Source organism: Ruegeria sp. CF8 (assembly GCF_056537285.1).
Genome location: NZ_JBQFRG010000001.1, coordinates 361,393 through 383,290 on the forward strand (window position 1 = coordinate 361,393; position 21,898 = coordinate 383,290).

At 57.3% G+C, this 21,898-nt stretch carries 19 protein-coding genes; 7 read left to right on the plus strand and 12 right to left on the minus strand.

Annotation, left to right across the window (positions count from 1 at the left end; genetic code table 11):
* Nucleotides 1-177: 177 nt before the first annotated feature.
* The 4 genes from lpxC (at nt 178) to ACR0EV_RS01790 (ending at nt 5,557) form a co-directional block, all read left to right on the plus strand.
* Nucleotides 178-1,098, plus strand: coding sequence for a UDP-3-O-acyl-N-acetylglucosamine deacetylase (lpxC, locus tag ACR0EV_RS01775; protein ID WP_480798525.1), 921 nt, complete (start codon nt 178-180; stop codon nt 1,096-1,098).
* A gap of 126 nt (nt 1,099-1,224) precedes the next feature.
* Complete coding sequence (locus tag ACR0EV_RS01780; RefSeq protein ID WP_480798526.1) at nt 1,225-2,085, plus strand: outer membrane protein assembly factor BamD; 861 nt, start codon at nt 1,225-1,227, stop codon at nt 2,083-2,085.
* Nucleotides 2,086-2,121: 36 nt separating this feature from the next.
* Nucleotides 2,122-3,771, plus strand: a complete 1,650-nt coding sequence (gene recN / locus ACR0EV_RS01785; protein WP_480798527.1) for a DNA repair protein RecN — start codon at nt 2,122-2,124, stop codon at nt 3,769-3,771.
* A gap of 100 nt (nt 3,772-3,871) precedes the next feature.
* Nucleotides 3,872-5,557 carry a chloride channel protein gene (locus ACR0EV_RS01790; RefSeq protein WP_480798528.1) on the plus strand — a complete coding sequence of 562 codons (1,686 nt, stop codon included), beginning with the start codon at nt 3,872-3,874 and terminating at the stop codon, nt 5,555-5,557.
* Nucleotides 5,558-5,560: 3 nt separating this feature from the next.
* Here ACR0EV_RS01790 and ACR0EV_RS01795 read toward each other — a convergent pair whose 3' ends face one another.
* The 7 genes from ACR0EV_RS01795 to ACR0EV_RS01825 form a co-directional block, all read right to left on the minus strand.
* Nucleotides 5,561-6,928, minus strand: a complete 1,368-nt coding sequence (locus ACR0EV_RS01795; RefSeq protein WP_480798529.1) for a DUF3179 domain-containing protein — start codon at nt 6,926-6,928, stop codon at nt 5,561-5,563.
* A 174-nt stretch (nt 6,929-7,102) separates the two neighbouring features.
* Nucleotides 7,103-7,444 (minus strand): DUF427 domain-containing protein, encoded by a 342-nt coding sequence (locus ACR0EV_RS01800; protein WP_480798530.1) that lies wholly within the window; start codon nt 7,442-7,444, stop codon nt 7,103-7,105.
* 63 nt (nt 7,445-7,507) lie between these two features.
* On the minus strand, nt 7,508-9,298 hold the full coding sequence (locus ACR0EV_RS01805) for an aminopeptidase P family protein (protein WP_480798531.1): 1,791 nt from the start codon (nt 9,296-9,298) through the stop codon (nt 7,508-7,510).
* A gap of 136 nt (nt 9,299-9,434) precedes the next feature.
* Nucleotides 9,435-11,312 (minus strand): cobaltochelatase subunit CobT, encoded by a 1,878-nt coding sequence (gene cobT / locus ACR0EV_RS01810; protein WP_480798532.1) that lies wholly within the window; start codon nt 11,310-11,312, stop codon nt 9,435-9,437.
* Between the two features lie 123 nt (nt 11,313-11,435).
* The gene (gene cobS, locus ACR0EV_RS01815; protein WP_480798533.1) at nt 11,436-12,422 is read right to left on the minus strand and encodes a cobaltochelatase subunit CobS; all 987 of its coding nucleotides are present in this window, start codon (nt 12,420-12,422) and stop codon (nt 11,436-11,438) included.
* A 191-nt stretch (nt 12,423-12,613) separates the two neighbouring features.
* A complete protein-coding gene (locus ACR0EV_RS01820) occupies nt 12,614-13,168 on the minus strand; it encodes an NYN domain-containing protein (protein WP_480798534.1) in 555 nt (184 codons plus the stop codon).
* Between the two features lie 141 nt (nt 13,169-13,309).
* Nucleotides 13,310-13,936 carry a J domain-containing protein gene (locus tag ACR0EV_RS01825; protein WP_480798535.1) on the minus strand — a complete coding sequence of 209 codons (627 nt, stop codon included), beginning with the start codon at nt 13,934-13,936 and terminating at the stop codon, nt 13,310-13,312.
* A 107-nt stretch (nt 13,937-14,043) separates the two neighbouring features.
* On the opposite strand from ACR0EV_RS01825, the gene ACR0EV_RS01830 reads away from it, so the two are divergent.
* Nucleotides 14,044-14,298, plus strand: a complete 255-nt coding sequence (locus tag ACR0EV_RS01830) for a BolA family protein (protein WP_480798536.1) — start codon at nt 14,044-14,046, stop codon at nt 14,296-14,298.
* A gap of 12 nt (nt 14,299-14,310) precedes the next feature.
* Here ACR0EV_RS01830 and ACR0EV_RS01835 read toward each other — a convergent pair whose 3' ends face one another.
* A complete protein-coding gene (locus tag ACR0EV_RS01835) occupies nt 14,311-15,387 on the minus strand; it encodes a PLP-dependent cysteine synthase family protein (RefSeq protein ID WP_480798537.1) in 1,077 nt (358 codons plus the stop codon).
* A gap of 212 nt (nt 15,388-15,599) precedes the next feature.
* On the opposite strand from ACR0EV_RS01835, the gene ACR0EV_RS01840 reads away from it, so the two are divergent.
* Together ACR0EV_RS01840 and ACR0EV_RS01845 are read left to right on the plus strand one after the other, a co-directional pair.
* The gene (locus ACR0EV_RS01840) at nt 15,600-16,319 is read left to right on the plus strand and encodes a hypothetical protein (RefSeq protein WP_480798538.1); all 720 of its coding nucleotides are present in this window, start codon (nt 15,600-15,602) and stop codon (nt 16,317-16,319) included.
* 5 nt (nt 16,320-16,324) lie between these two features.
* A complete protein-coding gene (locus tag ACR0EV_RS01845; RefSeq protein WP_480798539.1) occupies nt 16,325-17,002 on the plus strand; it encodes a hypothetical protein in 678 nt (225 codons plus the stop codon).
* A 37-nt stretch (nt 17,003-17,039) separates the two neighbouring features.
* Here the strand turns inward: ACR0EV_RS01845 and ACR0EV_RS01850 are convergent, their stop codons facing one another.
* From ACR0EV_RS01850 to ACR0EV_RS01865, 4 genes are all read right to left on the minus strand, one after another.
* The gene (locus tag ACR0EV_RS01850) at nt 17,040-17,453 is read right to left on the minus strand and encodes a DUF4177 domain-containing protein (RefSeq protein ID WP_480798540.1); all 414 of its coding nucleotides are present in this window, start codon (nt 17,451-17,453) and stop codon (nt 17,040-17,042) included.
* 80 nt (nt 17,454-17,533) lie between these two features.
* Nucleotides 17,534-18,790, minus strand: a complete 1,257-nt coding sequence (pepT, locus tag ACR0EV_RS01855; protein ID WP_480798541.1) for a peptidase T — start codon at nt 18,788-18,790, stop codon at nt 17,534-17,536.
* Nucleotides 18,791-18,937: 147 nt separating this feature from the next.
* The gene (gene gatB / locus ACR0EV_RS01860; RefSeq protein WP_480798542.1) at nt 18,938-20,449 is read right to left on the minus strand and encodes an Asp-tRNA(Asn)/Glu-tRNA(Gln) amidotransferase subunit GatB; all 1,512 of its coding nucleotides are present in this window, start codon (nt 20,447-20,449) and stop codon (nt 18,938-18,940) included.
* 81 nt (nt 20,450-20,530) lie between these two features.
* Nucleotides 20,531-21,790 carry a hypothetical protein gene (locus tag ACR0EV_RS01865; protein WP_480798543.1) on the minus strand — a complete coding sequence of 420 codons (1,260 nt, stop codon included), beginning with the start codon at nt 21,788-21,790 and terminating at the stop codon, nt 20,531-20,533.
* Nucleotides 21,791-21,898 lie beyond the last annotated feature (108 nt).

Genomic DNA, 21,898 nt, shown 5'->3' on the forward strand with positions numbered 1-21,898 from the left:
AGCGGCCCTTTATCGTTTTAAAACAGTGACTTACGGAAATGTAAGCAGGGTTTTGCCGATCTGTTACATACATGTTTCATTCGGTTACAAAGAGTGAGTTGAGCCTTGACGCAGGCTTCCTTAACTGAGTGTCCAACACAGCCGCTGCAGGCTGGACACCACTCACCGAGGCCCATTTTGCAACATACGCTCAAATCTCCGGTCACGTTCAAAGGCGTTGGGCTGCATGGCGGCCAACCCGCGACCATGGTTCTCAAGCCTGCCGCGGCGGGGCATGGAATTTGGTTCAAACGGACGGATATTCATCTGGGCGATGCAATGATCCCTGCAATCTACCATTCAGTCGAGCGTACCCCGCTCTGCACCCGACTGGTGAATGACTCAGGCGTGTCAGTTTCGACCATCGAACATATCATGGCCGCATTGGCCGGATGTGGTGTGCACAATGCGCTGATCGAGATTGATGGACCTGAAGTGCCGATCATGGACGGGTCTTCGATTGATTTCGTACGCGGCATCATGGCCAAGGGCGTGCGCCGTCAGGCAAGCCCGGTTCTGGCCTACGAGGTTCTGAAGCCTGTGACCGCATCGCGCGAAGGCGCAGATGCCAGTATCGTTCCCGCTGACGGTTTGATCATCGACTTCCACATCGATTTCGAAGACAGCGCTATAGGCAGCCAGACCAAAACGCTGGACATGCGCAACGGTTCCTTTGCACGTGAACTCAGTGATTGCCGCACATTCTGCCGTCGTACTGACGTCGAAGCCATGCGGGCCAATGGGCTGGCCTTGGGCGGTACGCTGGACAATGCCGTTGTTGTTCAGGGCAGCGAAGTTCTGACGCCGGGTGGCTTCCGCCGCACGGACGAAGCTGTGCGTCACAAGATGCTGGATGCTCTGGGCGATCTCTATCTGGCGGGTGGACCGATTCTGGGTCACTTCACAGGTAACAAATCGGGCCATTCTCTGACCAACACCCTGCTGCGCAACCTGTTCGAAACACCCGGTGCGGTGCGTCCGGTGCTGTGTACGCCGCAGCAAGCCGCGCGTCTGCCGGGGCAGGGGCTGATTGTAAACGAAATTCCGGAAGTTGCCTGATCTGATCAACTCTGACGACATTTGCGCCAGAAGTTGCATAAGGCGTTTTGCACCGGAATTTTCTGTGCTAGACCATGGCTCAATTCGGGGCGAACCCCATTAAGCAAGACGACAAGGATGGGCGGTATGGTTGGCAGCAAAGCGGCAGTCAGACTCGCAGGGGCGATTCTTCTGACAGCAGTTTTGGCGGCGTGTGGCAACGGTGGCCTTTTCAGTAGAAAAGGCGCGGACCGGGATCAGAACCTTGAAGGATTCACGCCGGAACAAATCTACACCCGTGGTGAATACGAACTGTCGCAGAATCGCTCGGACGATGCGGCATGGTATTTCTCGGAAGTTGAACGCCTGTATCCTTATTCTGATTGGGCCAAACGCGCACTGATCATGCAGGCGTTTTCGTTCCACTCGGACAAGAATTATGAAGAAAGCAGGGCCGCAGCGCAGCGATATATCGACTTCTACCCCACAGATGAAGATGCAGCTTATGCGCAATATCTGCTGGCTCTCAGCTACTATGACCAGATCGATGAGGTCGGGCGCGATCAAGGCCTGACCTTTCAGGCGCTGCAATCGCTGCGCACCGTGATCGAAGTTTACCCCGATAGTGAATATGCAACCTCGGCGGTTTTGAAATTCGACCTCGCCTTTGACCATCTGGCAGGTAAAGAGATGGAAATCGGGCGCTATTATCTGCGTCAGGATCATTACATCGCAGCGATTAATCGATTCCGCGTTGTTGTTGAAGATTTCCAGACGACCTCTCACACCGCTGAAGCGCTCTATCGTCTGGTCGAGGCGTATTTGTCCCTTGGCCTGCTGGACGAAGCGCAGACAGCCGGTGCCATCCTTGGCTATAACTATCAGTCCTCGGAATGGTATGACGATGCCTATAAGCTGCTGACGTCGCGCGGTCTTGATCTAAAGAGCCGTGGTAACAACTGGCTCAGCACGATCTATCGTCAGACCATCAAGGGTGAATGGTTGTAATCGCCATGGCTTCTGGCTTGGGACGCTAAAGACCCGATGCTGCGCGCCCTAGATATCCGCGACATGCTCATCATCGACCGGTTGGAACTGACCTTCCAACCGGGGTTGAACGCGTTGACCGGGGAAACCGGGGCTGGCAAGTCAATCCTTCTGGATTCGCTTGGGTTCGTATTGGGCTGGCGCGGACGGGCCGAATTGGTGCGGCAGGGTGCGGCGCAGGGCGAAGTTATCGCCGAGTTTGAGCTTTCCGCCGACCATCCCGCTCATGCGATTCTGGCTGACGCTGGCTTGCCGGGGGGCGAAGAACTGATCCTGCGTCGGGTCAACACTGCCGAGGGGCGTAAGACCGCCTGGGTCAATGATCGGCGGTGTTCGGGCGAAGTTCTGCGTGCTTTGTCCGAAACCCTGATCGAACTGCATGGCCAGCATGACGACCGCGGGTTGCTGAACCCGCGCGGGCATCGGGCGATGCTGGACGACTTCGCCGGTGTTTCGGATGATTTGGCCAAAGTGCGTGCGGCTTGGACCGAGATGTCCCGTGCGCGCAAGCTATTGACTGAGACCCAGATCGCGCTGGAGGCAGTTCGCAGCGAGGAAGAATTTCTGCGTCATGCGGTGGCTGAATTGGATCAGCTTGATCCGCAACCGGGCGAGGATGCCGAACTGGATGCGCGCCGCCGCATGATGCAGGGGGCCGAGCGCATCCGGGATGATGTCGCCCGCGCTTTCGCGCTGTTGTCCGGGGATGGGGCCGAAGGCGCAATGTCTGACGCTATCCGCTGGCTGGAAGGTGTGTCGGACAACGCAGGTGGCCAGTTGGAAGAACCGATTGCCGCGCTTGGGCGGGCGATGATCGAACTGGGCGAGGCGCAGGACGGCGTGAATGCATGCCTTCAGGCGCTGGACTTCAACCCCGCAGAACTGGAACAGGCCGAAGAACGCCTGTTCGCCATCCGTGCACTGGCGCGAAAGCATGATGTATCGCCGGATGATCTGGGAACATTTGCCGATACCCTGCGCGACCGGTTGAATCGGCTGGAGGCGGGTGACGCCGATCTGGCGGACAAACGTGCAGCCGTGAACGCGGCGCAGGAAGCCTATAACACTGCCGCTGCCGCGCTTAGCACAGCCCGCAAGGCGGCTGCGGGGCGGCTTGATGCTGCCGTCATGACGGAACTGGCCCCGCTCAAGATGGAACGCGCCGTGTTTCAAACTGAACTCACTCTGGCAGAGCCGGGCCCGGAAGGGACCGATGCAGTGGCGTTCACCGTGGCGACCAATCCCGGCGCTCCGGCAGGTCCGCTGAACAAGATTGCTTCGGGCGGTGAACTCAGCCGCTTTTTGTTGGCGCTCAAGGTCTGTCTGACTGGCGATGACAGCGCCCATACAATGATCTTTGACGAGATTGACCGGGGCGTGGGCGGTGCCACAGCCGATGCGGTTGGACGCAGGCTGGCGTCATTGGCGCAAGGGGGGCAGGTGCTTGTCGTCACCCATTCGCCTCAGGTTGCCGCCCGCGCGGCGCACCACTGGCGTGTGCAGAAGCAGGTGACAAAGGGACAGACACTGTCCACCGTGGTACCCTTGGCGGAACCGGACCGCGTGGATGAGATCGCGCGTATGGTGGCAGGCGATACAATCACCGAAGAAGCACGCGCTGCTGCCCGGGCCCTGCTGCAAGCCTGATGGGCCTGTGGCGAGAATCAGTGCTCACACTGTCGCTATCTCACTTTTATATGGGCGCTCCGTGGCTTACTAAGGTGTAAGTGATGATCCCCGAGGGCCAATGACCCAATCGACCCGCACCGTTCTGCGCAACCAGTTCAATCAGGCTCTGGCCGCGATCAAGGATGCGTGGCGGGTGATGCTGCGCCGGGGGCCAAGCCAGATCCAGTTCTGGTTCATCGCACTGGCCATCGGTATCGCGGCAGGGTTCATGGCGCTTGGCTTCCGCAAAGCCATCCGTTCCCTGCAGGCTTATCTTTATGACACGGATGATATCCTGCTGCTGCACAGCCATGCAGAGAAACTGCCCTGGTTCATGGTTCTTATCATTCCTATCATTGGCGGCCTGCTTGTAGGCGTTATCCTGAACCGGTTCACCAACGATGGGCGTGTGCGGTCCGTGGCAGATGTGATCGAAGGCGCTGCCGTGACGGACGGCCGGGTTGAGGTCAAGGCCGGGATCGCTTCGTTTTTTGCTTCACTGATTACGCTCAGCTCGGGCGGGTCAACGGGCCGGGAAGGGCCCGTGGTGCATATGGCCGGAGTGATTTCCACCTGGGTCAGCAACCGCATCCACGCGGACGGGATTACGGGACGTGACCTTTTGGGATGTGCGGTTGCCGCCGCTGTATCGGCCAGCTTTAACGCGCCCATCGCCGGGGCCTTGTTCGCGCTTGAAGTCGTGCTGCGCCACTTCGCCGTTCATGCCTTTGCGCCGATCGTTATCGCCTCGGTCGCGGGAACGGTGATCAACCGGTTGGAATATGGCGATGTTACCGAATTCACCCTGGATACGCCGGGGTCACTGCAATTCTATGTCGAGCTTCCGGCTTTCCTGATCCTCGGTCTGATCTGTGGTTTTGTTGCCCTGCTGTTGATGCGATCAATCTTCTTTGCCGAGGATATCGGCAGTCATATCCAAAGCCGTCTGTCCATCCCGGGGTGGCTGCGCCCGGCGGTTTCTGGCGCGATGCTGGGGCTGATGGCGATCTGGTTCCCGCATATCATCGGTGTGGGATACGAGACCACAATCCGAGCTCTGACCGGTGATCTGGTGCTGACAACGGCCATCCTGTTTGCGGTGACCAAAACGGTTGCCGTCGCCATCACCATGGGCGGGCGCATGGGCGGCGGTGTGTTTTCTCCCTCACTCATGGTGGGTGCGCTGACCGGGCTGGCCTTTGGACTGATCGCCACCGGGCTGTTGCCGGACGTGTCCGGAACACACACGCTTTATGCATTTGCCGGGATGGGTGCTGTTGCTGCGGCCGTGCTGGGTGCACCTATTTCGACCACACTGATTGTCTTTGAACTGACCGGGGATTGGCAGATCGGTCTTGCGGTGATGGTGACGGTTTCTATGTCCACTGCGTTGGCCTCGCGTCTCGTGGATCGGTCCTTCTTCCTGACCCAGCTGGAACGGCGGGATGTCCATCTGGCGGCCGGGCCGCAGGCCTATCTGTTGGCCATGCTGCGCGCCGGGGCCGTGATGCGCCCAATCGGTGACCCGCGTTCAATCACCAAGGAAGAAGCGCAGGGACTGATCGAACAGGGCCTGTGCATTCAGGCCAGTGCCACACTGGAAGCCGCCATGCCCTATTTCGACCGGGCGGACATCCCCTGCATACCGGTCGTTATTCTGGATGACGATGGAACTGAAACACCGGTAGGTGCGCTTTACCACATTGATGCGCTCAAGGCCTACAACAGGGCGCTCGCAGCCACCGCGGCCGAGGAGCATTCCTGATCCTCAACCACCGTAGACGCTGGCCGCGTCCCCCAGGTAATTGTCCCACGCAAACCAATATGAGATGTGGCCGGCAACCCGAGACAAGCGTGTGCCATCCGGTCCGATCAACGCGTCTTCGGTCACGGTCCAGCTTTGACCTCTGCCATCCTGCAAACCTGCTTGCGTGGCCTTGAATGTATGACCTTTACGCTCATAGGCGCGTACGCTGCGTTCCCTTGGATCCCCGATCAGAACCAGCGGCGTTTGGGCGATGGCGTCGTTTATCACCGGTTTGCGCTTGAATGCATCCAGCGGCCACGCGCGCGCGGCTCCGAACTGGCGCACAGCAAAAATGTAATCTTTCTGCCGGTGTCTGGACTGATCCACCACAGCAGGGAACATCAACTCGCTTGAGGCGAAGTAGTCTCGATAGACGACGCCCGACCCATAGTTGCGCCGATGCCCGGTGTTCAGCGACAAGACGCGCGTCTCTGGGTGCGAGGTTTTCCAACTGTCCCACGTTGCGATCACAACCGGGCGCTGTTTCAACGTAATACCGCTGTTCACCAGAGGCCCCACCACGGGTTTGCCGGTATATTGGTTCCAAAGCGAATGTGTCGCGCGATCGAACATCAGCTTGTTCGACCGATAGAGGAAGCCTGACGAACCGAAAATGTAGGGTTTCCGCCGTCCCGCCACTTGCGTTTCAAAAAGAATACCGGACCCGCAAAGCGTGCAATAGGCCAGCGCCACAGGTACTCCGCCGATCACGTCATTGAACATCTCGTGCCAGCCCATGATCCGCAACGGATAGGCGCGCTCGTCCCCGTTGATTGCTACGCCGAAGACCAGATCATCGCCCTTCAGGTAACCGGCATTCGAAGGTGAAATCAGGGTCGGATTGTCCAAAGACGGAATACCGTCCTTATGCACTCCGCCCCATGCGATTTCTTCCAAACGGATATTCATCCGGTCGCGTTGCAGATATTCGGGTTGCAGGAACACATCGAAGTTCGGGTCGATCCGCAGCAGAACCTCGCGCTTGAACGGGATAAGCGACGGATGAGGGATAATCTGGGGGTTCCGCTCCTGCCACAGCATCCACTCGAACCAGTCATTGCCATAGCGCTGCCCGGTCAGAGCCTCCATCACTTCGACAATCTCGTCCCGGCGTCGATCAGCATAACGCATCGCGGTCAACAACCCCGGAACAACGTCCAGTTGGCCACGATCCTTGAGGTAAGCCATCTGCGCCTCAAATGCGGTGCGGCGCCCCTCCAGCGTGCTACGCAAGGCCTCAAGCACTGGATCCTGCTGTGCCCACAGCACGCCGGGGGCCAGCGCGCCAGCTCCGATCATTCCTGCAAATCCGCGACGTGAAATCGACATGGAAGCCTCCGGTGATACCCGGATGTAAGTGTGCCGCAATTGCCGCTCACATGCATTCCACAGCTGCGTGAGGCAGGGAATTGGAAAAAGCCTTCGCTTCCGGGACCTACACCTCAATCAAAAAAACGGGCCTTTCGGCCCGTCTGAATTCGCGAAAAAGTTTCAAAGCAGATACTATATCTGCTCTACCTTCACGGATTCCGCAGGATAAAACGCCAGATGATCTTTGATCTCAGCCACGCTTGGGATTGGGTCCTCATAGCTCCAGACTGCATTTTCGGTCACGGATGATTTGTTGACGATGGAAAAATGCGTCGCGTCGCCCTTTCCGGGGCAATGGGTCACTTTGTCGGTACGGTCCAGAAAAGCCATCGCAATGTCATTGCGCGGGAAGTAGATTACCGGATCCTTGTCGCCTTCGTGCAGTTCCAGCGCGTTATTCGTTTCGCCCAGAATCGCACCGCCCGAGCGGACACTCCATTTGCCCGGCGCTTTTTGGATTGTGATCTCGGTCATTCCAGTTCCTTCCCTCGTCGTATTTGGGCCTCTCCTCTGCCCGTTCTATGTAACAGCCCGGTGTCAGACCGGCGCAGTTGCGGCATCCAACCACAGTTGCGCGTCATGTCCCAGCCTCGGGCGGATTTTTTCCGCAACGTCGCGGTGGTAGGCATTCAGCCAGTCGCGTTCGTCGGGGGTCAACATATCGACCAGGATCAGCCTGCGGTCAATCGGTACAAAAGTCAGGGTGCGCCAGTTCAACATCGCGCGTTCCGTGTCGCCGCCAGCGAGGGCAGGAGCATCTTCCACCACGACAAGGTTTTCAATGCGGATGCCAAAGGCGCCTTCACGATAGTATCCAGGCTCGTTCGAAAGGATCATGCCGGGCTGTAGTGGCACATGGCTGACTTTTGACAAGCGCTGCGGACCCTCGTGGACACTCAGATAAGCTCCGACCCCGTGACCGACCCCATGGTTGAAGTCTTGCCCCGCGGCCCAAAGCGGCGTTCGCGCCACGCATTCGATATCGCGACCTGCAAGACCCGCAGGCCAGCGCAACATCGACATGGCAATCATGCCTTTCAGGACACGTGTAAAACACGTTTTCTCTTCATCGCCAACTTCGCCGATGGCAATGGTTCGCGTGATATCGGTTGTACCGTCCAGATATTGCCCGCCACTGTCCAGAACCAGAATGTGACCGTTTTCCAAGCGGCTGTCGGTTTCTTCGGTCACGCGGTAATGCATGATCGCACCGTTTGGCCCGGTCCCTGCGATGGTGTCGAACGAGATATCCTGAAGCGCATTGTCCTTGCGCCGGTTCTCTTCCAGGCGCGTGACCACTTGAGTCTCGGTCACGCTGGCGGGCGTCTGCCCGTCCAGCCAGCAGAGGGTCTCGATCACAGCCACCGCATCGCGCAAATGCGCTTCGGCGCTGCCCGCGATTTCGGCAGGGTTTTTGCAAGCTTTGGGCAGAGCACAAGGATCGCCACCTTCAGTCATCGCGGCCCCCAACACATCCGCTACGATCTGGGGCAGGGTGCCAATGTCCACTTGAACCGGCCCCTCCAGTGCGCCAACCGTATCCAGGAAAGTCTGCGGGTCATGCACTGTCACATTTGAACCCAGATGATCCCTGACTTCGACCAGCTTTTCGGCTGTCATGAACAGGTCGACCCTGCCATCTGCATGTAATGTCGCAAAACCATGTGCGACCGGGTTATAGGCAATGTCAGATCCGCGAATGTTCAACAGCCACATTATTGAATCCGGCAGGGTGATAATCGCAGCACTGCACCCGTCCCGCTGCAAGTCTCTGGCAAGGCGCGTAATTTTGCTGTCCGATGCTTCACCGGCAAACTCAAACGGATGCACCTTGACCGGGTTCATCGGTGGTGCTGGTTGATCCGACCAGATCCGGTCAACCAGGTTCTCGCATCTCACAAGTTCGATGCCGGTACCGTCCAAATCACGTATCAAATCGGATATCTGACCTGCAGCGTGCAGCCAAGGATCAAACCCCACCTTGCCACCGTTGGGCAGTTGCTCTTTCAGCCACGCGCTTAGGCTGACCTCGGGCCATGGCACTGGCGTGAACTCATCGGCGACCTGTGCCTTAACCTGCGTACGATACCGTCCGTCAATGAACACTCCGGCGATGTCAGACAAGGCGGCGCAAAACCCGGCCGAGCCTGTAAAGCCCGTTAACCAGGCCAAACGTTCATCACGTGGGGCCACATATTCCCCTTGATGCGCGTCCGCGCGTGGGACCAGAAACCCGTCCAAGCCCGCCTGTGTCATTTCTTCTCGCAACGCGGCCAGTCGCGGAGGTCCCTGTTCCGGGCGGGCAGTCACTTGAAAGGATTGGAACATGAAGGGCCTCATTCATTGTGGTACCGGCAGACCCTGAGGCGCAGTAGAACAAATGTCCAGATCAGTATGATCCGAACAAAAGCCGATCCCCGACTTCATCTTTTCAAAAGTACTCCCGCCGGAGGCAAGGCCAGCCTCAGCTGGCCTTTCGCATCCCCATCACACGCGCTCGTGCGCGTGGATCACTGTCGAACAGGGCTGCCAATTGTTCGGTCATCGCACCCGCCAGCTGTTCCACATCGGTGATGGTCACGGCGCGGTCATAATACCGGGTCACGTCGTGGCCGATGCCGATCGCCAGCAGCTCGACCATCTTGCGCTTTTCGACCATGGCGATCACATCGCGCAGGTGTTTCTCCAGATAGTTGGCCGGGTTCACACTCAGCGTGGAATCGTCGACCGGAGCACCATCCGAAATGACCATTAGAATCTTTCGCGCTTCGCGCCGCGCCAGCATCCGACGGTGCGCCCATTCCAACGCCTCACCGTCGATGTTTTCCTTCAGCAAGCCTTCTTTCATCATCAGGCCCAGATTGGGGCGCGCTCGACGCCAAGGCGCGTCGGCTCCCTTGTAAATGATATGGCGCAGGTCGTTCAGGCGCCCCGGTTGCTGCGGGCGGCCATCGTTCAGCCACGCCTCGCGCGCCTGTCCGCCTTTCCACGCCCGCGTGGTAAAGCCCAGAATCTCAACCTTCACATTGCAGCGTTCCAGCGTCCGTGCCAGAACATCCGCACAGATGGCAGCGATCGAAATCGGACGCCCCCGCATCGAGCCGGAATTGTCCAGCAGCAGCGTGACCACTGTATCGCGGAATTCGGTATCTTTCTCGACCTTGAAACTCAGCGGTGTAGTTGGGTTTGCCACAACGCGCGCCAATCGACCGGCATCCAGAATACCTTCTTCGCGGTCGAACTCCCAGGATCGGTTTTGCTGCGCCTGCAGCCGGCGCTGAAGCTTGTTCGCCAGACGCGATACCGCTCCTTTCAAAGGCTCCAGTTGCTGGTCCAAGTACGCCCGAAGACGCTCCAACTCAGCCGGTTCTGCCAGATCCTCGGCGGCTATCTCTTCGTCATAGGCGTCCAGATAAACCCGGTAATCCGGATCAGCCTCGGATGCCGGCGGAGGTGCAGGCGGCTCCATCGGGGCCTCGCCTTCAGGCATCTCCGCCTCATCGCCCAACTCATCCTCGGCCATCTCATCCATCGAGACCTGGGCCTGAGACTGATCCTGTTGCTCTTCCTGGCTTTGCTCAGGTGTGGCGTCGGCGTCCTGCTCGTCTTGATCATCCTGTCCGGTGCTGTCGGGATCGGGCTGTTCTTCGGCGTCTTCTTCAGCCTGATCTTCTTGTTCGTCGTCCAGTTCGTCAGGGTCATCCCCCAACTGGTCGCCATAGCCCAGATCCTTGATCACCTGACGGGCAAATTTGGCAAACTCGGCCTGATCCGAAAGAATTTCGTCCAGATTCTCCAGCGTGCCACCGGCCTGTTCCTCGATGAACCCGCGCCACAGGTTCATGATGTTCTCGGCCGCAGGCGGCAGGTCGCGCCCGGTGGCCAAGTGCCGGATCAGATAGCCTGCTGCCACGGCCAGAGGTGCATCGGCAGGCTGTTTGCATTGATCATATCCGCGCCGGATCGCTTCGTGCCCAATCTTGACATCGATATTGCTGGCGGTGCCGGGCATATCCCGCGCGCCCATCGCTTCGCAGCGAGCGGTCTCCATCGCCTCATAGAGGTCCCGCGCCATATCCCCCGGAGGTGCATACCGCGCATGAGTGGCATCGTCGTGATATTTACGCTGCAAGGCCAGAGCGTCGGCAGTGCCGCGTGCCAGAAGAACCTCTTCGCGCGTCATCCGGCGCGACACCTGAGGCAAACGCATCGACTCGCCGGACATGCCCGAAGGATCAACCGTATAGGTTACGGACAACTCGGGATCATCGGCCATGACCTTGGTTGCCTCGGCCAAAGCCTTCTTGAACGGATCAGCAGGGTTGTCGTTCTTCTGTGCCATGTCCCCAAGCCTTTCACATTGCCGCCCGGAATTCCATCAGCAGAGAAACCGGATCCGGCTTCATCTGGCTAAAAATACCTCCGCCGGAGGCATTGCGCCCGAAAACGGGCGCAATCCAGCGGATCAACCCAAGCTTACGCTGGCCGCGCTTTCCGGCAGCTCTTCGTCGAAGCAGCGCTGATAGAACTCGGCCACGGTCTGGCGCTCCAGCTCGTCACATTTGTTCAGGAAGGACAGGCGGAACGCATAGCCCACATCACGGAAAATCTCGGCGTTCTGTGCCCAGTTGATCACCGTACGGGGGCTCATGACGGTTGAAAGATCACCGTTCATGAATGCAGTTCGGGTCAGGTCGGCGACTGTGACCATCTGACTGACGGTCTTGCGGCCATCAGCTGTGTTGTAATGCGGCGCTTTCGACAGCACGATCATTGTCTCGGCATCGTGGCTCAGATAGTTCAGGGTCGAGACCAGCGACCAGCGGTCCATCTGCGCCTGGTTGATCTGCTGAGTGCCGTGATACAGGCCCGTGGTGTCGCCCAGACCAACCGTGTTGGCGGTGGCAAACAGGCGGAAGTTCGGGTTCGGTGTAATGATCTCGTTCTGGTCCAGCAGGGTCAGTTTGCCGTCATGCTCAAGAACACGCTGGATTACGAACATCACGTCGGCGCGGCCCGCATCGTATTCGTCGAACACAATAGCGACCGGGTTGCGAAGGGCCCAAGGCAGGATGCCTTCGTGGAACTCTGTAACTTGTTTGCCGTCACGCAGCTTGATCGCGTCCTTACCAATCAGGTCGATCCGGCTGATATGGCTATCCAGGTTCACGCGTACCGCAGGCCAGTTCAGCCGCGCCGCAACCTGTTCAATGTGAGTCGATTTACCCGTACCGTGATAGCCCTGGATCATCACACGACGGTTGTGGGCAAAACCCGCCAGAATGGCCAGCGTGGTTTCAGGATCGAATTTATAGGTCGGGTCGATGGCCGGCACACGATCTGTGGCCTCGGCAAAGGCTTTGACCTTCATTTCCGTATCAATGCCGAATACGTCGCGGACCGAGATATCTTCGGTTGGTTTTGCGTTTACGTCGATCGATCCGTCAGCCATTCGTCTTGTCCTTATCCTTTGGCCCGCCTTGCCGGGTCTGAACCCGTGTGTGGTGCAACATATTGCAGGCAAGGGCAAGGGAAAGAGGTGCGCTGGGAAAGGTGAGCAGGTTTTTCTTTCAAACTGGCTCTATCGGCACAAGGTGTAGACGTATCTAACAGCGTTCCCCGAAAAGCCAGACTGATGTTGCATCAAAGCGAAAACCAAAGCTCGCCTTCCCGAAAACCACCCTTCACAAGGCGATCTTTGTTGAGCACGTCAGGGTACGCATCAGCCCAGTCCTTGAACCGGTCGTTTGTGACAATGCGTGCTTTGCTGTCTCGCGATGCCTGCAAAATCAAAGGATCCGCGGGCGTACCCTTTGGGGCGACCATGACCTGTTTTGCCCGAAGACCCAAAGCCCGGCTCAGGGCCCGGTCGTTCATGTATTCGCCCTCGACCTTGTAGCCAACATTTGCATCGAAAACGACGCCCGGTCTGAATCCGGCCCGTTTTAGGGCTGCAAGGACCAGACGCAAGGTGCCTAGATCCGGGTCACCGTTTTTCCAATGGATCACGTTGGATCCGTCCACGATGACCCAGGTATTGGCCACACGCCACCTGCGCCAAGCGCGCAGGCCCCAGATCAGACTGATGGCTATGCATAGCAGGCTCAGCACCTGCACGCCGTTATATTTGGCGGGCAGATAGGGTGCCGCAAAGTAGCCGCCCAGCGAGACGAGGAGCAATAGAAATGGCAAACGCACTGAGGTCGCTCCTTGGAGGTGTCCTTTTCAAACCCCGTCACTATTGCGGGAACTGAAACCGGTTTCCAGTGAGCTTGCGCATAATCCTTTTCGACTGTGTTCTTCACCCACCACAAGCTTGGGGCTTTAATGGGGTGGGGTTCACTTGAAGTTCCGGCTGTCCTTGATCTGATCCCAGGCCCACACAACCTCTTGCAGCTGTTCTTCCTGGCTTCGGTCGCCACCGTTCATGTCCGGGTGCAATACCTTGATCAGTTTCTTATACGCCTTGCGCACTTCGGCTTTGGACCAGCTGTCATTGGCTTCCAGAATCTCGATGGCACGGCGCTCGGTGGGGGGTAGGCGACGGCCACCGCCGCCTGACGTGCGGCCTTTGTTTTGGGTACTGTTGGCACCCAGAACCTGATGCGGGTCCTCAATGCCCAGACGGGCCCAGGCGCGTGCTTCGGGGTCACCCATTGGCTTGGTCTCGCGTTCCCACACTTTGTCCTTCGACCGTTGGGCATTCAGCTCAGCCTCGGTGGTGCCGTCGAAGAAGTTCCATTTCTGGTTATATTCGCGCACATGCTGCTGGCAGAACCAGTAGAAGTCGTCCAACACATCCGGCGCTTTGGGTGCGCGGAATTTACCGGGTTCTTCGCATCCGGGGTGATCACAAATTCTTGTCGAGGTCTCGGACGCGCCCGACATGCCCCGGCGCCCGCGCGGGTTCTTTTTCTTGGCGCTGGAAACGGACATATCAAATCCGAAGGGGTCTGATTTCGTCATGCTCTGATCCTCACGAACGCATCTTTTCGACTCGGAGGCAGCAGTTTAGTCTAAGCAGCCGAAAGTAGAAGAGGGGAGCGGCAAAAATTTTGCCGCTGAGCGAAAAAATGAGCGTGACCGACGAGATCCGAACCCGCCTGCAAGCCGCCTTTGACCCGCGCGAGCTTGAGGTGATAGACGACAGCGAAAGCCACCGCGGCCACGCGGGTTTTCAGGAAGGCGGCGAGAGCCATTTTAACGTCCGCATTCGGGCCGCCGCCTTTAAAGGGCAATCTCGCGTCGCCCGCCACCGTGCAGTTCACAAAGCTTTGGGCGATATCGTGCCCCGCATTCACGCGCTGGCGTTGGATATCGGTACGTGAACGCGCCGGACGTCAGTCCGCGCTCATCTGCGCCGAAGGAGTTGAAGCCGAAATCGCGTATTCTTCTTCGGTCATGCCGTCTTCGATTCCTTCGAACAACGGGGTCGAAAGGTAACGCTCACCGGTGTCCGGCAGCATGACCAGCATAACGGACCCCTCTGGCGCGGATTCGGCCATCTTCATGGCTACGGCAAAGGTCGACCCGCCCGAGATTCCGGTGAAAATACCTTCTTCCGAGGCAAGTCGCTGAGACCACGCGATCCCTTCGGGTCCGGGTACGGGGATAAGTTCGTCATAGTAGGAATTGTCAATGGCTTCCTGAAGGACCCAAGGAATGAAGTCCGGCGTCCACCCCTGAATCGGGTGCGGCTCGAAATTCGGGTGGCTCTCGGTCGGCTGATGATCTCCGTTTCGGGTGTTGGTGTACCCCGATGACACGATGGCTGCATTGGACGGCTCGGTCAGGATGATCTTCGTTTCGGGCCGCTCTTTCCGCAAGGCGCGCGAGACACCTGAAATCGTTCCGCCTGTCCCGTATCCGGTCACCCAGTAATCCAACCGCTGACCTTCGAAATCGGCAAGAATCTCCCGCGCTGTCGTGTTTTCATGAATGTCGGCATTGGCAGCGGTTTCGAACTGACTGGCCAGAAACCACCCGTTTTCTTCGGCCAGTTCCTTGGCTTTGGTGTACATACCAAACCCTTTCTGGGCCTTGGGAGTCAAAACGACCTTTGCCCCCAAAAACCGCATCAGCTTGCGCCGCTCGACCGAGAAACTTTCAGCCATCGTGACAACCAGCGGATAGCCCTTTGCAGCGCAAACCATGGCCAGTCCTATCCCGGTGTTGCCAGATGTCGCCTCGACAACGGTCTGACCGGGCTTCAACCGCCCATCCCGTTCCGCTGCTTCGATAATATTCAGCGCCAGCCTGTCCTTGACCGAACCGGCCGGGTTGAACGCTTCGAACTTCACATAGACGGTCACATGATCTGGCGCGATCCGATTGACCCGGATGCAAGGCGTGTCGCCCACGGTGTCGAGAATGCTGTCATAAAGGCGTGCCCGCCCTTGCGTCTGCCGAATAGCCATTTTGATGTCCCTCCCGGTTGTTCGGTTAACATGATACAGGTTTCTTGGAGGATACCCCTAAAAGTTTTCCGGGCTCAGCCAACCTTCGGATTGCGACAATCCCAAGATGCCCGGGCCCACAGTGCTGAAGCGACATGCTTGGTTTTGCAGGTTGACGTTTCAGGTGTCGCTACTCATACATTCAACCATTGATTGTTTTGGGACTTTTCAACTTGAGAAGAACAGCTCTTGTTCGCGTTATTGCAGTAGTATTTTTCGCCTCGCTGTCGGCAAAACAACTCGCAGCGCAATCATCAACAGCAAACTTAAGGCTTGATACAAATCACGTATCTGCACCGCTCGAGATTTTAGACGGTGATGCGGCGTTTGATTGCCCAAAGGCTATGCGGCCAGCAAAAATGGATGTTGTTTTTGACGTTAGTCTCTTTGGCAACAATTTAATGCCGTTCAATCAAATCGCCGGCAAGAGGAAACCTGTCGTTATACGTCGCGGAAACCAAGTAACTTCTCAAGCAGAGGAAAGCGACCGTCCCAATCGAACCGACAAGGCACACTATTCTAAAGAGCGCGTTGCCGCGGTTTCAGACTTGAGACTACAAACGGTTTTTTATCTGTGCGAGCTGTACGGGTATCCAGTATTCTTGCGTCTTGACTACTTATTGTCCGGGCATGTTCATGACTATTCGGTTCAATTTGAATGGTCGATTGACCCAGACAATAATGAAAATCTCGACTTAACTTATTCTGAAACTATCTGGCGCGTTAGGAACCATGAAACGGGTAAGTACGAAAGTTTAAGCTACGGCACAATGCGAGCGGATTTTGATTTGGCTGAGGTGCCATTTCGAATAAACGAAATCCTGCCCGTTCTGCCGGTGGATCTAAGTCACTATTTGTACATCACAATCCTCAGTGCGGACGAAACGAATTGAAAACTATGTCGTTTCAAGTCGGTTGGCTGGTTTCTTTAATCACCCTATGGACAAGTGTTTTGGCCCAGGCCGAACCTGTGGGGCGATGGGCTTTAAAGTTCTGGCAAGACACTTATGTCGTTGCTCGACTGACGCCCGTTGCACCAGCTGTTGGAAGTCTGCGTTGCAGAGAAGGGTTTCAAAATGCGCGCGTTGAAGCTCAAGCGAACCTGGGTGAACTTGGACAGGTTGCAGCAGCCAAGAAGGCTCCGCAACTCTTCAAATCGAGGGAAATAGAAAATGCAAAGGTGCGCAAAAACCTGAGAATCGAATTGAACCTAGAATTTGAGGGATGTTCGTTTGGATCTCATTTTGTACCTCATAGCGGGCATATTGACCTTTTTGGTGACTTCGGTCCGGCCCAAATTGGTCCAAGCCGGTTCGTTTATGCCCCTTCAAAGAAAAACGACACAATGAATGCGACTTACCTCGCACAGTTGTCTGGTAATATCCGAAAGCGCGGTTATTGGGGCCGAAAAGATATGGTGCCACCCATCAGCGCACCTGACATACGTCAGATCGGAACGCTCCAATTGTCAATCGACAAGGGACCATATGCCAATTTGAATGGAGAGTTCTCAGACGATATTGTGAAATTGTATTTAGATCTGTGGGTTGTGCTGGAAGTAGCTGAGGAAAAGTGAAGTAACCCGGCCGTATGAGTGCCCATTGCAGAGCCGCCTACGGCTTGTCGGCGCTTTCCGACGTTCTCAGATCATCCTTCAACGACAAAGGCGGTTCATCCGCTTCCGCCGCGATCGGTTTCGGCGCCTGAACCTCGTCAGGGCCTGGAACCGGCTGGGCCAACAGGGTTCTGTCCGTATCCGGTGCTGTACCGATTTCGGATGCGTCGACTTCTTCTTCCACTATGCGCCGAAATACCAGCACGTTGCGCCAGTTCGTTGTTGATCCAGTCAGACCTGTGCGTTCTTCGCTGGGTAACAGCTCGGCGCGTTGGTATTCCCAGCCGTCCTGACCCATCTGGTTCAGGACCTGTTCAACCGAGACCGCAAAGCGGCCCTCGGGTGTTTTTACCCCTTTGGCTTTGACACCCTTTTGCGGGGCGGGGATCACCTTGTATTCGTAGCGCTGCATCAACTGTTCCTAAACACCTGTTCGCGCCAAACTAACACGCTGATCCCCGAGGGAAAGAGCCGTTGCCCAACCGGCGGATTTCAGCCCTGATGATTGCCGCCCGCCTGTGCTGCCTTGGTCACAACCGACAGGCACAGTTCTGTGGCCAGCGCCATATCCTGTACCGAAATCCACTCCATCGGTCCATGAATGCATTGCATCCCTGTGAACAGGTTGGGGCAGGGGGTGCCGAACTCGGTCAGGCGCGACCCGTCGGTGCCGCCACGGATCGGAACAGACAGAGGCTCGATCCCCAACTCACGACATGCGTCGCGGGCCAGATCGACCGGTGTCATGTCGCTTTCCAGCCAGTACCGCATATTGCGATACTGATGGCTGATCTCGCAGGTGATATTTGCGCGCGGTTCGGTGGCCTGTACGGCGGCGCAAACTTGACGCACGATGTTGCGCTGAGCTTCCAGTGCGTCCATTTCGAAATCACGCAGGATCAGCTTGATCTCCATCTCGGACGAGCCGCCATTCATGTCGGTGACATGGATGAACCCTTCGCGCCCATCGGTGGTTTCCGGGGTCATGGTGGCCTGAGGCAGCGTCTGCACGATCTTGGCCGCCAGATGTGCTGCGTTCACCATCTTGTCTTTCGCCAACCCGGGATGGATCGAAACGCCTTCGATCTTGATCACCGCACGGTCGGCTGAAAAGCTTTCGTACTCGATCTCACCGACTTCCTGACCGTCCAGAGTATAGGCGAAATCCGCGCCCAGATCCTTGGGAAGCTGTTCGGTTACGCCGCGCCCGATCTCTTCATCCGGGGTAAAGCCGATGCGGATCGGTCCGTGCGGAATATCCGGGTTTTCGATCAGGTGCCGTGCCATGGTCATCAGGATCGACACGCCCGCCTTGTCATCCGCACCCAGCAGGGTCGTGCCCGAAGCGGTGATCAGGTCATGGCCAATTTTCTCGGCCAGATAGGGGTTTTCTTCTGGCGACAGAACCAGATCAGGATCGTCTGGGAATGAGATGTCACCGCCATTGTATCCCTTGATTACACGTGGTTTGACGCCTGTGGCGTTGAACTGTGGGGCCGTATCCACATGCGCCAAAAAGCCCACTGTCGGCCCCGGAGCGGTTCCGGGAATGGTCGCAACCACCACGCTGTCGCCTGTGATCTCGATATCCTGAGCACCGATCTGGGCCAGCTCGTCGCGCAACAGGTTCAGCATGTCGAACTGGATTTGCGTGCTGGGGGTTGTGGGGGAAGTCTCGTCGCTCTGACTGTCGATGGCCGCATACCGCACCAGCCGGTCTTCGAGTTCCTGATCAAATCTGTTCTGCATGATACCTCACCTCTCTGGAGGCGAAGAAAGAGCGCGGACAGGGGGAAGTCAAGCCGATGGCTTGACCCCAAGTCTTAAGATTTCGTGAGGATAGGATGCGTGCAAGCCCTCCCGCTGCCGTTGGCAGACCTGCACAAATCAAACGGGTTAAGACCCCAGCTTTTTGCTGACCAGTTCGTTCACAGCCTTCGGGTTCGCTTTGCCTCCGGTCGCCTTCATGACCTGACCCACGAACCAACCCGCCAGTTTCGGGTTCACTTTAGCCTTTTCAACCTGTGCCGGGTTGGCAGCGATGATTTCATCCAAGGCAGCTTCGATGGCGCCGGTATCAGTCACCTGCTTCATGCCACGGTCTTCAACGATCTGCGCCGGGTCACCGCCTTCAGTATAGACGATCTCAAACAGGTCCTTGGCGATCTTGCCCGAAATGGCATCCGACGAGATCAGATCAATGATCCCACCCAACTGCGACGGAGAAACCGGCGAGTCAGTGATGTCGTGATCTTCCTTTTTAAGACGGCCGAACAACTCGTTGATCACCCAGTTTGCAGCCAGTTTACCGTTGCGGCCCTTGGCGACTTCTTCGAAATACGCGGCAGATTCCACCTCGGCAGTCAGAACCGACGCGTCATAGTCGGTCAGGCCGAATTCGCTGATAAAACGTGCTTTTTTCTCGTCGGGCAGTTCAGGCAGCTTCGCGGCGATGTCATCGACCCACGCTTGTTCGATTTCCAGCGGCAGCAGATCAGGGTCGGGGAAGTAGCGATAGTCATGCGCCTCTTCCTTCGACCGCATCGAGCGGGTCTCACCTTTGTCCGGGTCATACAGGCGGGTTTCCTGTTCGACTTCACCACCCCCTTCGACGATGGCGATCTGGCGGCGGGCTTCGACCTCAATCGCTTGTTGAATAAAGCGCATCGAGTTCATGTTTTTGATTTCGCAACGGGTGCCGAGATGCGAGAAATCCTGCGTTTCCTGATACTTCTCATAGGCGCCCGGCAAACAGATCGAGACGTTGACATCCGCCCGCAGGTTGCCGTTCTGCATGTTGCCATCACAAGTGCCCAGATAGCGCATGATCTGGCGCAGCTTGGCGATATAAGCGGCGGCCTCTTCAGGGCCACGAATATCGGGGCGGCTGACGATCTCCATCAGGCAAACGCCGGTCCGGTTCAGGTCGACGAAGGACATATGCGGGTCCATGTCGTGGATCGATTTGCCCGCGTCCTGCTCCATGTGGATGCGTTCGATGCGAACCATGCGCGCGGTGCCGTCACCCATCTCGACCAGCACCTCACCTTCGCCCACAATAGGGTGGTAGAGCTGGGAAATCTGGTAGCCTTGCGGCAGGTCAGGGTAGAAATAGTTCTTGCGGTCAAAGGCAGATTTCAGGTTGATATCCGCTTTCAGGCCCAGCCCGGTGCGCACAGCCTGTTCAACGCAATATTCGTTGATCACAGGCAGCATTCCCGGCATCGCCGCGTCCACAAAGGCCACGTTCGAGTTCGGCTCGGCCCCGAATTGGGTCGACGCACCCGAGAACAGCTTGGCATTGGACGAGACCTGAGCGTGCACCTCCATCCCGATCACCAGTTCCCAGTCGTGTTTGGCCCCGGCAATGGTTTTGGGTTTGGGCATTTCATATGTCAGGTCGAGCATGGCGCGCCTCATTTCCGCAGAAGTCTAAGCCTGCGTATTAGGCCCGGCAGGGCCTAGGGGCAAGGGGGAATCCTGTTGAGATCAGTTCTGAGAAAACTGCAGGCCCGAGGGTGTGAACGTCACGTCCATACCGCTGCGCAATTCATCCCGGAACAAATCCGAGATCGCCCGCAATGCATCCCGCTGACCCCGCGCGGCAAACCGCTCGGGCGAGTTGATGCGTACAGAGTTGTTGAACCCTGCGGTCGCGTGGGCCCAGATTAGGGGGTGCAACTCGGTCAGGTGATCACGGATCAGCCAGTTTGCCGTATCGCGCATTTGTGCACGGAACTGGTCGGCTTGTGCGTTCCGCCCGCGCCCGTTCTGGATGGTAATTGCGCAATAAGCCGAGAGCATGTTGATCATTTGCTGGTCTGGCCGCAGCCGCACGATATCACGTAACCCGTCCAGAAAATACTCGGCATCGACGCGTGCGCAGGCCTCTTCGTCCAGCGAAATGGCATCGAACTGAACCCAAGTGTAGCCAGCGGCACCCCAGACGTCCTGTGTTCGTGCAGCTGTGCGCAGCGCCTGTAGTTCCAGCTCTTCATAGCTTCCGAACCAACGCGGCAACAGATGGCTACCCATAGCGCGCATATGCCGTTGATTGCGCGGGTCCAGCGTGATCAGGCGCTCGTATTCATCAGACACACGCGCATTGGACCTGCGTTGTCCGGCCAAAAGCGCACAGTTTGCCGCCGCAATTAACGGGCTGTCTGGAGCGTCCGCCCGGCATTTCGGCAAGATCGCTGCGGCCCGGTCGAAATGTGCCGCACAGCGTGATCGGTGCAAAGGCGGCAGCGCCGTGTCGGACGCCGTACCGCGCCACGCCCAGGCCAGATCGATATGGGCAAGGGCCACAACGGCGGCGATCATGGGGTCATCAGGATTGTCCGCCATTTCGCCTTCAAGCTCAGATATGCCTCCCAACAGGTCGTAGTCCGAAATGGCCTTGCCGTCCGTCAGTGCGTGTTCCGCAGCCAGAACCACATCCGATCTTGCCCCAAATGCCAGAAGATCAGCTATTGGCATCCCGTCCGACACCGCGGCGCGATCCTGATCGGCGTCTCGCATTTCCTTGGACAGGTCGGCCCAACGATCCTGCCTGGCCAAATAGCGGCCATGTTCGATTGTGGAATGTCCGATCAGGTTTTCATTGCCCGTTTGCGCAACAGGAATGTTGAGTTGTCCTTGTTCAGGCAATGCAGCCGCCAACGCAGACTTCGTCGCGCACAATTCCGGTGCGGCGGGAGCGGATGAGGCTGAGGGTTGGGCAAACATTGCCCGAAACGACCGAAACATGGCGGAACTCAAAAACTGTAAAAACACTTAACGTCTATCAAATCTGGCGAGATATTGGGCTCAGATCAAGTTAAATGCTTAACAGTTTTCGATTTTTGTGTCCAATTT

Coding starts and splice junctions, on each gene's coding strand:
- ACR0EV_RS01780 (WP_480798526.1), top strand. CDS start 1,225: ATGGTTGGCAGCAAAGCGGCAGTCAGACTCGCAGGGGCGATTCTTCTG.
- recN (WP_480798527.1), top strand. CDS start 2,122: ATGCTGCGCGCCCTAGATATCCGCGACATGCTCATCATCGACCGGTTG.
- ACR0EV_RS01790 (WP_480798528.1), top strand. CDS start 3,872: ATGACCCAATCGACCCGCACCGTTCTGCGCAACCAGTTCAATCAGGCT.
- ACR0EV_RS01795 (WP_480798529.1), bottom strand. CDS start 6,928: ATGTCGATTTCACGTCGCGGATTTGCAGGAATGATCGGAGCTGGCGCG.
- ACR0EV_RS01800 (WP_480798530.1), bottom strand. CDS start 7,444: ATGACCGAGATCACAATCCAAAAAGCGCCGGGCAAATGGAGTGTCCGC.
- ACR0EV_RS01805 (WP_480798531.1), bottom strand. CDS start 9,298: ATGTTCCAATCCTTTCAAGTGACTGCCCGCCCGGAACAGGGACCTCCG.
- cobT (WP_480798532.1), bottom strand. CDS start 11,312: ATGGCACAGAAGAACGACAACCCTGCTGATCCGTTCAAGAAGGCTTTG.
- cobS (WP_480798533.1), bottom strand. CDS start 12,422: ATGGCTGACGGATCGATCGACGTAAACGCAAAACCAACCGAAGATATC.
- ACR0EV_RS01825 (WP_480798535.1), bottom strand. CDS start 13,936: ATGACGAAATCAGACCCCTTCGGATTTGATATGTCCGTTTCCAGCGCC.
- ACR0EV_RS01830 (WP_480798536.1), top strand. CDS start 14,044: ATGAGCGTGACCGACGAGATCCGAACCCGCCTGCAAGCCGCCTTTGAC.
- ACR0EV_RS01835 (WP_480798537.1), bottom strand. CDS start 15,387: ATGGCTATTCGGCAGACGCAAGGGCGGGCACGCCTTTATGACAGCATT.
- ACR0EV_RS01845 (WP_480798539.1), top strand. CDS start 16,325: ATGTCGTTTCAAGTCGGTTGGCTGGTTTCTTTAATCACCCTATGGACA.
- ACR0EV_RS01850 (WP_480798540.1), bottom strand. CDS start 17,453: ATGCAGCGCTACGAATACAAGGTGATCCCCGCCCCGCAAAAGGGTGTC.
- pepT (WP_480798541.1), bottom strand. CDS start 18,790: ATGCAGAACAGATTTGATCAGGAACTCGAAGACCGGCTGGTGCGGTAT.
- gatB (WP_480798542.1), bottom strand. CDS start 20,449: ATGCTCGACCTGACATATGAAATGCCCAAACCCAAAACCATTGCCGGG.
- ACR0EV_RS01865 (WP_480798543.1), bottom strand. CDS start 21,790: ATGTTTCGGTCGTTTCGGGCAATGTTTGCCCAACCCTCAGCCTCATCC.